Here is a 12,410-nt window from a genome sequence, read left to right on the forward strand (position 1 = left end):
GCTTTCAAGCGCCGGCCGCCTCTCCCCTTTTGCGTGCCGCCATTCCCCAGACCCCGAGGGCTGCTTGCTACCATATTGTCAACAATCCAATACTAGTAACCGGTAACAAATAACTAACCCGCGCCGCCGCTGCGTTTGCACCAGACGGCTCATAAATCCAAGGCCGGATTGAGAGGACCCGTCCTGAAGGGGGAGATCGTATGAACGAGGTATAGCACCATGCCCAAGACCGAAAGAAGTTCTGTCTGACGAGGGAGCGAGCTACAAAATATACAACCTGGTCTTTCCCGGCCTTGAATGGGGCGCGGAGGCCGAAGCCGGCGTTTGTGGATGTTGCACCGGTGAGGGCTTTGATAGCGGGCAACTTGCGTGACGGACCATCAACATCCACGCCTGCACAGGCTGCAGCGGGTGCCCCATTCACCGCCTTGATTTTTTGGTTCCTTTTGTATCAAGACAAAAGGGACACCTCGGTTGGGGAAAATAGTCTCCTGTTTCATATTAAGGCTTCGTTATCCTCCTTCCCTGTTCACTTTTTGAAAGATCAAGAACGAACAAAGTACATGCAAACGTAAATATCTTGGGTTTTCCTGAAGTGTTTCCAGTTCGTTGTCGACTCACCAATAAATGAAAATCCCTCATCCCGAGATAATTAAGTCGCTGCGGCACCCGGAAATATCAATTTCCTGTCCGGAGACATCCTAAAAAAATCATTTTAGCCTTGGCTAATTTATTTTTTGTTTTAATCAACTTTTCTTATTCTTTGCTTTAATCATTTTGAAATACAGGTATTTTCATATGGCGGATTTTATTGAACTTAAGGAATGGTTTCTTTCGCTCGGGGCTATCAACCAGAGCTTACTAAGCGGAATTTTTACGTGGACCCTGACAGCACTGGGAGCAGCTCTTGTGTTTTTCTTCCGAACAATCAATCAAAAAGTGCTGGATGCCATGCTGGGTTTTGCCGCGGGGGTGATGATAGCAGCCAGTTTTTGGTCACTGCTCGCCCCGGGTATAGAGATGGCGGCAGCGCAGGGAATACCCGGATGGCTGCCGGCGGTTATCGGCTTTTTAGTCGGTGGCGTATTCCTGCGTGTTTGCGATGCCTACATGCCCCACCTCCACCTTGGATTTCCGATGGAGGAGGCCGAGGGACCGGAAACCTCCTGGCGCCGGGCCACGCTGCTGGTGCTGGCCATCACTATTCACAATATTCCCGAGGGTCTGGCTATCGGCGTGCTGTTTGGAGCGGCCGCCTCCGGTATTGAAGCGGCGGGCGGAGCCACCGTGGGAGGCGCCATCGCCCTGGCTCTGGGCATCGGCATCCAGAATTTTCCCGAAGGTACCGCCGTCTCCGTCCCCCTTCGGCGCGAGGGCGTATCGGTTGGAAAAAGTTTTTGGTACGGTCAGCTTTCGGGAATCGTGGAGCCGATCTCCTGCGTAATCGGGGCGGCGGCGGTGCTGCTTGTTCAGCCGATCCTGCCGTATGCCCTGGCGTTTGCCGCGGGTGCCATGATCTACGTAGTCGTGGAGGAACTTATCCCGGAGTCCCAGCTCTCTGGCAACACCGATATAGCGACCATGGGAACCATGATCGGGTTCAGCATCATGATGCTTTTGGACGTCGCTCTGGGTTAAAAAGATCTTATCTGGGTTAGAATTTCCAAATACTATAGCCCGGGAACCTCTGAATTTATTATGTTTGCCCTCCATTGAAACAAAGCATAACAAGGGCGTTGCAAAGCCCATTAAATTCAGTTGCCGTGAGTGCCACCGCTGCAAAAAAAATCCTGATTGTTGAAGACGACATGATCATCTCCATGGTGCTGGAACGGATGATCGAAAAACTAAATCACCAAATTGTGGACACCATTACGACCGGTAAGGGTGCCATTAAAGCAGCACTGACTACAAGTCCTGATCTCATCTTGATGGATATCCAGCTTAAGGATGATACGGATGGGATAGATGCAATGCGGGAGATCAAAAAAGACAGGGATATTCCGGTAATCTATATTACGGGCAATTCGGATCTTTACAATCAGAAAAGGGCTAAACAGCTGGGATACCTGAAATATATGATCAAACCGGTCCGTATGGATGACCTGAAAGAAGCGATATCCAACTATTTTACCGGCAACTAGGATGATGTCAAATCCTGGATTTCGGCCGTTACTTCCAGAACGCGGATAAACACCGATCATCCTGATCTATACAGATCGTTCATACAAAATTCTGTCAAAACTACTATTCCGTGGTGATCTGCAGCATCAATGTTAGCTGCGTCCCAGCAAACCTGAATATTCCTATTTTTACATGACCCAGTGCCATAATCCATAAACATATAACCCAGTAATCGCCTCTATCAAGAATCTTTCCGCATTCATTACAACTCCCTGCCCTCCACTTCAAGGGGAGATAACAGGGAGTGCCATTCTCCAAATGAAAAGGCGGAAATAAGTTTACTTTTCTACCAGTCATTTCACCGGCCCACGCTATTTTGTTTTGGGCAGATAAAACCGTAACTAACCTGCTTAATAGTAATGTGGGTTAAATACTTATCTAATGGGTGTAACACGAGTTTCCTTTGAACGAGGCAAGGGCAAAGGCTTTGCCAGAGATCTAAAGCAGCGGGTCAATGCATATTTTGAAGAAAACGGGCTCTCAAAACATGCAAATGCGGAAATGGTCGTCAAGACCGTCGTTTTGCTTTCGCTCTATTTTGGGGCCTATACACTCATCCTTACCGGCTGGTTTTCTCCGCTTCAGATGCTCTTTTTCTGTTTTGTGATGGGGATCGGCATGGCCGGAATCGGGTTTTCGATCTCGCATGACGCCCTGCACGGGGCCTATTCATCCAACAAGAAGGTCAATAATATTCTTGGACTCAGCTTTGATCTGATGGGAGCCAACGGGTATATCTGGAAGATTACCCATAATGTGATACACCACACCTATACGAATATTTACGAACACGATGAAGATCTTGAAGTTGCGGAATTCATCCGGCTCTCCCCCAATGCAGAACACAAACCGATCCACCGCGCACAGCACATCCTGGCGTTTTTTGCCTACAGTTTTGCCACCCTGTTCTGGGTATTTGTCAAGGACTACTGGTATTTCCTGAAACCCAACCTGGGTCCCTACGAAAATAAAACCCACCCGTTTTCCGAGTGGGTCACGCTGATCGTGACAAAGCTGCTCTACTACAGTTATATGCTGGTTATCCCCTACCTGCTGCTTCCCATCGCCTGGTGGCAGCTGCTGATCGGGTTTTTAGTGGTACACCTGACCGCCGGCCTCATCCTCGGTATCATCTTCCAGCTGGCCCACGTGGTTGAAGGGACTGAACATCCTGAACAAAATGAGGAGGGCAATATCGAAAATGCATGGATGATTCACCAGATGGAAACCACCGCCAACTTCGCCCACGACAACAAGCTGCTTTCCTGGTATATCGGGGGACTCAATTACCAGATCGAGCATCACCTGTTTCCCAAAATTTGCAGTGTTCACTATCCGGCGATCAGCCGAATTGTCAGGGAAGTCGCCGACGAGTATGACGTCCCCTACAACTACAATGAATCGTTTTACAAGGCGATCCGCTCTCACTACCGCACGCTCAAAATTTTCGGGCAGTACAAGCAGGTCCCTGCTGAACATCTGCCATCATATTAATGTTTTAGCTATCTTGTTTATACGGTTTCAATAATTAATGCCGGTCATAATTTCGTCCGAATAGGGGAAAACAGGCCTGCAGCTGGAATTTGAATCCAGCAGGATTACCTGTTATGAGTAGCAAACGTAAAATATTTTCATAAGGACAGCTGGAATCCCTTATTTCGGAAAAGTAAGCGACTACATCGTTGAAACGTGCAGTTGCGAGGTCAACCTCATTGGACCGAACATTTATTGTCAGGAACCTTTGCGGAACCTGTTATTTTGCTGGAAGGTGGCTGTACTACTGACCTTATTGACCTTTTGACGGGAGTACAACTCCCTCAGAACGAGGCATTGCGGGTTGCGCAAAGTTCTCTGTCAAACCATATTGTGTATTGAAAGACCAAAGGGATATCACGTTTGATAAAATAGTGCCATTTTTCTGCGAGGCTTCCTCCTGAAGTACCACATCGACCGACGAGGCAGCTATGTCGGCTATCGGAAGCCTGATCCGTAACGAGTTTCTGAAAAGAGAGCGGTTAAAACCAGAACAACCAAATACAATGTTGGGAGGAAACGATTATGGGTGTCAACTTATTTCTTGCTGGTGTGGCCGGTATCGTCGGAGCGGCGGTTATGGCATTGTTTATCTATCTGTTTAAAGCGGTGGGATATAACCTTGATATTCCGTGGCTGCTGGGTACCCGTTTTGTTCCGATTGAAGATCGCAGCAGGGCGTATACCGTGGGCATGACGCTTCACCTGCTGCTGGGAGCATTTTGGGGAATATTCTACGTTTTTACTCTTTCCGCCATGGCCGTTACGCCCAACTGGCCGGCGGGAATCATGTATGGAGTATCCCATAGCATTTTTATCGGGGCCATGATCGGTATTCTCTCCTCCGAGCATCCCCATATTGGTGAGGGGAAGGCGATGAGTGATCCCGGCATGTTCGGCCACCAGTGGGGAATCGGGGTGACGGTGGAGCTGTTTGTGATTCACATTATCTACGGGGTTTCGACCCTGGGGATCTACTACAACCTGTTCCTGTAGAACCCCTGGCTAACTAAAATCCCGGCAGCTTCAATTTCAACTGTTCGGCAGCCAACTCGCGTTGCTCGGCATGGACCGAAGGCCATTCCCAAAAACCGAGGGCTGTCTCCACATCCAGGTCGCGCACCGTAAACCGGTGACCCTCACTGCCGGAAGCAACCGTAACGGTAAAATGAGCCAGACCCTGCCTTTCCTGGAACGGGTTGGCGTTGACCTGTACGGTTTGCAGCCTATAGCGCTTGAGAATCACCGTATTCCTGCTCAACAACCGGTAGCGCAGGATCATCGTGTCGTTATTGATGCCGATAGCTGCATCCTTGTGCTGTTGATATCCCAGGAACAGGGCCGGAAGCAGCAAAAGCAGGGAATAGTAGCTAAGTGGAAGCAGCAGCCAAAGCGGAATGACAATCGCCAGTGCCGTCAGCACGCTTCGTACGATGTAGCGGCGCACCGATCGGCGGGGAGGTCGAACGGCGGGCGTCTGCTCGGCATATTCCGGCAATACCTGTTCCACAAAGGCCGCTACCTTTGCTTTCGGGATGAGGGGAAAAAGCATCACCGATTTGCCTCCCTGGTCGCCGTAGCCAGCGCTGTCCAGCTTCAGCGTCGCATAGCCAAACGGCTGCCGCAGCAGCTCTTCTTTAACCTGGACTGCCTGTATCCTGTTGTATGGTATCGTGAGCTGCTTCTGTTCAAAAATCCCATGGGATATAACCAGCTCATCCTCCTTAAGCTGAACCGAAAAATTTCCGTAGGTAATGACCGTTCCGAGAAATGAGAGTATCCACGAGACCACCAGGATAAAAATGACCGAACTGACAATCAGTGACGTGCTCGCCGTGGTCGGGACCATCGATTCCAGGTAGCGAACCATCTGCTCATCGGAAACCAGCTGGTCCAGCTGCGAAAATACCGTACCCACGATCGAAAGGGCCACCCCCAGCCTCCCGGAGGTCGAGGCGGCAACAACCAGATCTTTTGCACCCAGGCGGTATATTTTCCGGGGCGTTTCCACCGCTGTCTCCTCATCATCGGCCTCCTCCGCATCCGTCCGTTCTTTCCGCAGCTTTTCCCGGAGTTCGCGGGCAACCTCTTTGGAGACAGCACTTATCTTCGCCTCTTTTGAGCTGCTTCCCGCCGTCTTGACCTGTACTTCCACCAACCCAAACATGCGCTGCAGGATCCCGGAAGTTATATCGATCACCTGCACACGATCTTTGGAGATATACAGCTTCTGCCGCATCAGCACGCCCGACTCAATGACGAGCTGGTCCTCTTCAATCCGGTAGGAAAAACGGAGCCACGACAAAATGCCCCAGACCAGCAGCACGACGATGGTGCCCAGTATCCACGTCAGGTTCAGCAGGGTCTCCTCATCCCCGCTTCCCCCGACAAACAGGATCACCAGAATCGTAATAAAGTTGCCCCGAACAATTTCGAGCACTTTGGTAATGGCCGCTACGGGATGTTGTCGGCGGGATTCAAACATCTTCTTCGGCTAGCCGGGCAAAATTAGAAATTTGGTTGCGAACTTCATCCGCAGTTTCATCGTCGAGGGCCGGGATCTCATGGGTCGTCGCTGCCGTAGTTATCGCCACACTTGAGAGTCCATACTTCCGTAAAATCGGTCCCTGCCGGGTATCTACATGCTGAACGCGTTTTACGGGAATCAGGGTTCGCTTGATCACGAAAATACCGCGCCGCAGGTCGACCTCGTGCCTGTCGATCTGGTAGCGCCACCGCTTCCAGCGCAGGCTCGGCAAAACAGTAGCTGCCGCAATAGTGACAACAAGCGCACATATTCCCACCAGTATATTGAACCACCAGGGCGGTCCCTCCCCCTGAAGAGTCAAAAAAACCAGGAAAAGAGTAATCAGGCAGAGAATGAACGCCCAGATCATTCCACTGATACGCCAGGCTTTGATCGCTGTTTTCGGTAATCGGTGCTGTGGTTGAGATCTCACTATACTGCTGTTAGCGGTGCGTGTTACTTGTCAATTCAATACATCTTCTTATCCGCACGGGATCAGAACATGAAATTTATTGCGTACTTTACCAAAGCCTCATATAATAGAGGTGTTTGCAAAGCCCTCGTATAGTAAGCATTCAAATACTAATGACACAAACCCAATTGTGGCCGTACTTTCTTTAACGGATGTTCCGGAAAGTCCTCCATAAAATTACACCATCTCTGCAAGCCAGCCCGGATATAAAAAAAGCCACAGTGAGCCGTGGCTTTTTATCTTATATCCTGTATCCTGAACTTAAAAATCAGGACCGGTTTTTAACATCCTGAATTTCCAGGCGAACATCCTGGGCCAGCTTTTTTAGTTCCTGAAGGCCCTTCCTGGCACGCGTACCAGCGGCTTTATTTCCTTTTTTATAAAATTTATCCATATCGCCTTCAAGGCTGCTGATCAATGTTTTGATTTCATCAAATCGACTCATTTAGTTTTCCTTATTGGATTATTGTTAATTGACGCGGTTATCACTGCGCCCCGATTAGTTATCAGCTAATGCTGAAATTTATACAGCAGCTAATGTATCACTTTACCGGATAAATCGATCACCTGTTTTCATTTTCTAATGTTTTCGGGGAGGTGACAGCTGGAACACCGAACATGAGAGCCATACCGATCATAAAAAACAATACGATAACGCTCATACCGATTCGCTGACTCCCGGCCAGGTAGGAGAGCCAACCGACCAGGATCGGTCCCACAAATGCCGTCACTTTTCCGGAGAGAGCGAACAGGCCAAACATCTGGTTGCGGAGCTGTTCCGGTGCAATACGTCCCATATAGGTACGGCTGGCAGCCTGTACCGGGCCGACAAAGACACCCAGCAGCAGTCCAAATACCCAGAACCACAGCTCAGCCGTTACCAACAGTACCGTGGTTGTTGTCACAATCAGTCCCGCAAGCGAAAGGAGGATCGTTTTCTTGCTGCCCACCCAGTCATCGATCCAGGCAAAGAGCGCTGCTCCCACCCCGGCCGTCAAATTAAGTCCAATGCCGAAGATCATCACATCCTGCTCGTTCATGTCAAACGTTCCCGCCGCGTAGATTCCCCCAAAGGCAAAGACTGTGGCGAGCGCATCAATAAAGATCATGCGTGCAATCAAAAAGCGCACAATCGGCTTATATTTTTGCACATTCCGAAGTGAGGTTTTGAGCTGTCTCCAGCCACTGCGCACGGCGTCCCCGATCCTGATCGTTTTTCGCTCCAGGTCCGGCGTAGACGTAAACAGGGGAATAGAGAATACGAGATACCACGCCGCCACCAGTAGAAATGTTGCCCGTACATGCTCGGCCCCGGCCGTCTCAAGGCCAAACGGGGGTACCTCCACCTGTATAAAAACAACAAGGGCCACGACCAGGCACGCGAGTCCCCCGGCATACCCCAATCCCCAGGCCCAGCCCGACCAGCGACCCATCCGCCTGTCTTCAACGAGCGTGGGCAACATGGCGTTATAAAAGATGATTGCAGCTTCGGAGCCGACCGTACCGAGAAAGATAAGCGCCAGTGCCAGGACCAGGTAATCGTTGCCGGGTTCCACAAACCAAAGCAGGGCGGTGGCCCCGATGCACAGCAGGCTGAAGCCCAGGATCCACGGTTTGCGACGGCCCGTCTGGTCGGCAATCGATCCCAGTACCGGTCCCAAAACGGCGATCACAAGTCCGGCGGCTCCGATGGTATTTCCCCACCAGGCGCTGCCGGAAGCATCGCTTTCAGCCACCGAAGAAACAAAATAGGTAGCAAATACAAACGTCTGAATAACGGCAAAAAAAGCACTATTTGCCCAGTCGTAAAGAGCCCATGAGAAAAGTGCCCATCGTGAAACCTTCCCATCCCGAATATCTTTCATAGAATACCTGTTTGGTTAAAACGCCGGATGAAGTTGCAGAATAATCGGTAGCGGACTGTGCAATCCGCTGTATACCCGGAAAATCAGTATCGAATATAGGAGATTCTGTGACAAGCTCAGAATAGGTGTCTTTACTGTCAGTGAATGTGGCCGAAGAACTGCTTTGAACCGAGCTCTCTTTTTTGCTCTTTCGAGCAGGTGTTGGTCCTCTTGATCAAACCCTGATTTTTTCCATGAACCGGTGCTGGTAATATTCAGCTGCAAATTCTCCTAATTTTTTGGGTACCGAAGAACTGAAAGAGAGGCTTTTCTGTTTACAGTTGAACGATGCTTTTTTAAGTTTGTTCAACATTTTAGCAGGGTGACAACAGACCCTTGCAAAATCAGAACACGAAACAATATTTACTGCGAGTCAGCAGTTGAAGGACAATACCTGTTGGTATCATTCGACTGTTGTGAACCATCCACACAAACTTCAAAACACCTGAACCTTTATGACCTCCAACGCCCGAGACTATATCTACATTTATGACGAGGAGAGTCATAAAATTATCGTAATTGACGGGGAAACCGGCGAAGAGATCGACCAGAAAGAGGATCGCGTCACCTCCCTGCTCCGGTATTTCAGTGAGGAGGGAGAAACTGCCAAACTGCGCAAGTTTGCCATATGGTGTGCCCACCAAACCAACAGGGAGCTAAAACCGATCCAGGCGAAAATGCTTGACCTTGCAGAAAAGGCGGTCTACGGCAAGGCTGACACCCCGCAACTCGAAACCCTTTACCAAAAGACCGAGGGCACGGCTGTTGCCACCAACACGGTAGGGCTGCAGCACGGGTCTACGAACGCCCCGGCATTTCTGGCCACCCGTGAGTGTGTCAATCCGGATCCCTATCAGGGGGCGCTGCAGGCAGCGCGCTTTCACCGTCTCTGGGCCGACCTCGTTGCCCGGGAGACCTCAGATGAGGAGAGTGCCCAAAAGAGCTATCTCAGAGAGATGGAGGTAAGCGCCGCGGAACAAACCATCCAAAACACCGAGCAGAAACAGATTGACCGGCTGCTGGACCTGATGAATGAGTGAACCCTCGATCCTCCTTCTCGCAGTTGAACAGCAGAAAATGTAACGTCGGCCCGAGTCAAATACTTTTGAAGGCAGAATCCTGCATCCGAGAAAATTATTTTATTTTTTAATAAGGTCTGGTATACACTGAAAATGGAATTCCGCCTGAAAAAAAGCTGAGAATTTGACAACTTTTTGCTGCACAGATGACCGTATCCTCTTCTAAAACAAAATAAAACAACATCTTACGCAAAAATTAATAGCTTTTTAAAAAGCAATTATTAAATTGTAACAACTTCAACCCCGATAAGCTCTTGAACTGTGGTAAATTGCAGAGATAATGTGATACGGGAACGGTTGAGAGACATGTTGAGATATTCGCTGTATTTGAGGAACCTTTGCAGAACCTGCTATTTTGTTGGGAGGTAGTTGTACTACCGCGACCTTATTGATCTTTTAACGGGAGTACAATCCCTCAGACCAGGGAATTGAGGGTTTTGCAAAGCCCTCTTTAAAATTTTCATCTTGATACATTATCGACAGAGGTGACGGGCCCATATTAATATGGGTGGGTATCGAGGGACAAAAATTATACGAGTCTCCGCGAGTAAACAGCACTGCCCTTCGTGAATATTCGGGTGGATTTGTCTCATTCGCGTTTGGAAACACTCAACTTTTGGGATATGCAATATAGTTAACAGGAGAGCTTTGCAGGCATCAAGCATCATTCAATGAAGGGATCGAAAGGGATGAAATACAACATACCAGGATTAACATTGATGCCCCGCATTTCAGCGGATTCACATGAGTGGAGTGCGAGGTGTCTGCACATGCCTGTTTCCGGTGCCAGGGATCAAGATCAAAGCCGAATCGAACTCCCCGTTGGAACGCGTCCCATTTTTGATCGCCCTGATCCCCTCCCTGCATGCTTCAAACCATTTCTTTTACCTGTTACCAGCTAACAAAAATCGAAATTTGCGAGAATTTTATGGACAACAAAAATACAGAATCCGGGTCCCCAAACAGCTTGGATTCCTTTGAACGGATGGACATGGTCGACTGGTACAGCCCCGCCCAGCTTGCCTCAACGGGAATGAGGGCGGTTGTATCCGCCGTATTTGGAGACTATGCCGACAAACGGGAAATCCAGGCCGCCCTGGAACGGAACCAAAAGGCGATGAAACCGTTTGATTTCTCCGAACGAAGCGAGCTTTGGATGGACTACGTTTCTGATCTGGGGTCGGGCTGGGATTCAACCTACAGTGTGGCTTACCTGCTGGGGCGCGAGTCGCTGTCAGCGGCAGACCGGCAAGGAAACAAGCATCATCTCAAACGAGGAAATATACTGGTAATGGGGGGCGACGAAGTGTATCCCACGGCCACTCCCCTGGAATATAAAAACCGGCTGGTGGGGCCCTACACCTCGTCCCTGTCTTATGTCGATAAAACCGATGACCCTCCCACCCTTTTTGCAATCCCAGGCAATCACGACTGGTACGACGGGCTTTCCAGCTTTCTTAAACTGTTTTGCCAGCAGCGCTGGATCGGCGGCTGGCAGACGCGACAGACACGGAGCTATTTCGCAGCAAAGCTCCCTCACAACTGGTGGCTTTGGGGCATCGACATCCAGCTTAGCGCCGATATTGACAAACCCCAGATCGACTATTTTGACGAGATGCACAAGCAGGCTTCCAAAGGCGACCGAATTATTTTATGTACCTCAGAGCCGGTCTGGGTATACCAGGAATACCAGCCGGATGACAAACCGTACCGCAACCTCCGTTTTTTTACCAGCCGCTACACTAAAAAGAAAGAGAAAAAGCTGAATTTTCGGCTGATGCTCACCGGCGACATGCATCACTACACCAGTTTTAAAAATACTGAAAAGGATCCGCCAGACTGGAAAATAACGGCCGGCGGAGGAGGGGCGTTTGCCCATCCCACCCACCAGGTGCCCGACCAGCTAAACCTGGAGGAAGGAACATATGAAAAGAGTGCAGCCTTCCCGGATGAAAGTGAATCGCGGCGAATGGCGCTGAATAATCTCAAATTTCCCTTTATAAACCTGAGGTTCGGAGCGCTGTTTGGATTTGTTTATATGCTCTTCGGTTGGATTATCGGGACCTCCGGCACCGGATCGGCCTCTGTTATGCATACGTGGGCCGCAACAGGACTGACTGAATGGGCCCGGGTTTGCAGTTCAACAGCCACCCTCCTGGCGGGAAGCCCCGGTCTGTCCCTGCTGTTATTGCTGCTTTTTTCCGGAATCCTTGCTTTCGCAGATACCAAACGCAAAAAGCCGGCTGCCTCCTGGATTGCGGGCCTCATGCACGGGGCACTGCAGGTTGTGCTGCTTATTTCAGCAGTATGGCTCACTTACTACCTTGTTTTTGGGGTGGGCGGGTTTTTACCCGATACCGTTTCTGGCATTGGATTAAGCGCCCTGGCGCTCCTGGTTTTCGGATGGCTTTTCAGCGGATTTGCGATGGGATTCTACCTGATGAGCACCACCCTGCTGCTGAAGACCCACGAAACGGAGGCTTTTTCCTCATTCCGGGGAGAAAATCACAAGAATTTTGTACGTCTCCATCTGAGTGACGAGGGCCTTACCCTCTACCCAATAAAAATTCCCCGGGCATACAAACACTGGGTAAAAGCAGAGGGAGACCTCAGAAAAGGCGCCCCGCGGTATGTGCCCAGGGCTGGAGACCATTTGGAATACGGGCTTATTGAAGATCCGATTGTCATCAAATAACATGAATACGGAGGTT

10 protein-coding genes are annotated in these 12,410 nt (G+C 49.9%); 6 read left to right on the forward strand and 4 right to left on the reverse strand.

The window, feature by feature from the left end:
- The first annotated feature begins 798 nt into the window (after positions 1–798).
- From ACG2F4_RS12755 to ACG2F4_RS12770, 4 genes are all read left to right on the forward strand, one after another.
- A complete protein-coding gene (locus ACG2F4_RS12755) occupies positions 799–1,638 on the forward strand; it encodes a ZIP family metal transporter (protein WP_395261261.1) in 840 nt (279 codons plus the stop codon).
- A gap of 125 nt (positions 1,639–1,763) precedes the next feature.
- On the forward strand, positions 1,764–2,144 hold the full coding sequence (locus tag ACG2F4_RS12760) for a response regulator (protein WP_395261262.1): 381 nt from the start codon (positions 1,764–1,766) through the stop codon (positions 2,142–2,144).
- Between the two features lie 421 nt (positions 2,145–2,565).
- The gene (locus ACG2F4_RS12765) at positions 2,566–3,678 is read left to right on the forward strand and encodes a fatty acid desaturase family protein (protein WP_395261263.1); all 1,113 of its coding nucleotides are present in this window, start codon (positions 2,566–2,568) and stop codon (positions 3,676–3,678) included.
- A 564-nt stretch (positions 3,679–4,242) separates the two neighbouring features.
- On the forward strand, positions 4,243–4,713 hold the full coding sequence (locus ACG2F4_RS12770; protein WP_395261264.1) for a hypothetical protein: 471 nt from the start codon (positions 4,243–4,245) through the stop codon (positions 4,711–4,713).
- 13 nt (positions 4,714–4,726) lie between these two features.
- Here the strand turns inward: ACG2F4_RS12770 and ACG2F4_RS12775 are convergent, their stop codons facing one another.
- The 4 genes from ACG2F4_RS12775 to ACG2F4_RS12790 form a co-directional block, all read right to left on the reverse strand.
- On the reverse strand, positions 4,727–6,202 hold the full coding sequence (locus ACG2F4_RS12775; RefSeq protein ID WP_395261265.1) for a PH domain-containing protein: 1,476 nt from the start codon (positions 6,200–6,202) through the stop codon (positions 4,727–4,729).
- The gene (locus ACG2F4_RS12780; protein WP_395261266.1) at positions 6,195–6,677 is read right to left on the reverse strand and encodes a PH domain-containing protein; all 483 of its coding nucleotides are present in this window, start codon (positions 6,675–6,677) and stop codon (positions 6,195–6,197) included. The genes ACG2F4_RS12775 and ACG2F4_RS12780 overlap by 8 nt, the downstream gene beginning before the upstream one ends.
- 307 nt (positions 6,678–6,984) lie before the next feature.
- The gene (locus tag ACG2F4_RS12785; RefSeq protein WP_395261267.1) at positions 6,985–7,161 is read right to left on the reverse strand and encodes a histone H1; all 177 of its coding nucleotides are present in this window, start codon (positions 7,159–7,161) and stop codon (positions 6,985–6,987) included.
- 118 nt (positions 7,162–7,279) lie between these two features.
- A complete protein-coding gene (locus ACG2F4_RS12790) occupies positions 7,280–8,581 on the reverse strand; it encodes an MFS transporter (protein ID WP_395261268.1) in 1,302 nt (433 codons plus the stop codon).
- Between the two features lie 494 nt (positions 8,582–9,075).
- Here ACG2F4_RS12790 and ACG2F4_RS12795 point away from each other — a divergent pair, with 494 nt between their 5' ends.
- Entirely contained in the window at positions 9,076–9,660 is a 585-nt protein-coding gene (locus ACG2F4_RS12795; RefSeq protein ID WP_395261269.1) for a hypothetical protein, read from the forward strand.
- Between the two features lie 967 nt (positions 9,661–10,627).
- The gene (locus ACG2F4_RS12800; RefSeq protein ID WP_395261270.1) at positions 10,628–12,394 is read left to right on the forward strand and encodes a metallophosphoesterase; all 1,767 of its coding nucleotides are present in this window, start codon (positions 10,628–10,630) and stop codon (positions 12,392–12,394) included.
- Positions 12,395–12,410 lie beyond the last annotated feature (16 nt).

This window comes from Halalkalibaculum sp. DA3122 (genome assembly GCF_043951865.1).
In the GTDB taxonomy this organism is placed as follows: domain Bacteria; phylum Bacteroidota; class Rhodothermia; order Balneolales; family Balneolaceae; genus JAMQKA01.

Coding starts and splice junctions, on each gene's coding strand:
- ACG2F4_RS12755 (WP_395261261.1), top strand. CDS start 799: ATGGCGGATTTTATTGAACTTAAGGAATGGTTTCTTTCGCTCGGGGCT.
- ACG2F4_RS12765 (WP_395261263.1), top strand. CDS start 2,566: ATGGGTGTAACACGAGTTTCCTTTGAACGAGGCAAGGGCAAAGGCTTT.
- ACG2F4_RS12770 (WP_395261264.1), top strand. CDS start 4,243: ATGGGTGTCAACTTATTTCTTGCTGGTGTGGCCGGTATCGTCGGAGCG.
- ACG2F4_RS12775 (WP_395261265.1), bottom strand. CDS start 6,202: ATGTTTGAATCCCGCCGACAACATCCCGTAGCGGCCATTACCAAAGTG.
- ACG2F4_RS12785 (WP_395261267.1), bottom strand. CDS start 7,161: ATGAGTCGATTTGATGAAATCAAAACATTGATCAGCAGCCTTGAAGGC.
- ACG2F4_RS12790 (WP_395261268.1), bottom strand. CDS start 8,581: ATGAAAGATATTCGGGATGGGAAGGTTTCACGATGGGCACTTTTCTCA.
- ACG2F4_RS12795 (WP_395261269.1), top strand. CDS start 9,076: ATGACCTCCAACGCCCGAGACTATATCTACATTTATGACGAGGAGAGT.
- ACG2F4_RS12800 (WP_395261270.1), top strand. CDS start 10,628: ATGGACAACAAAAATACAGAATCCGGGTCCCCAAACAGCTTGGATTCC.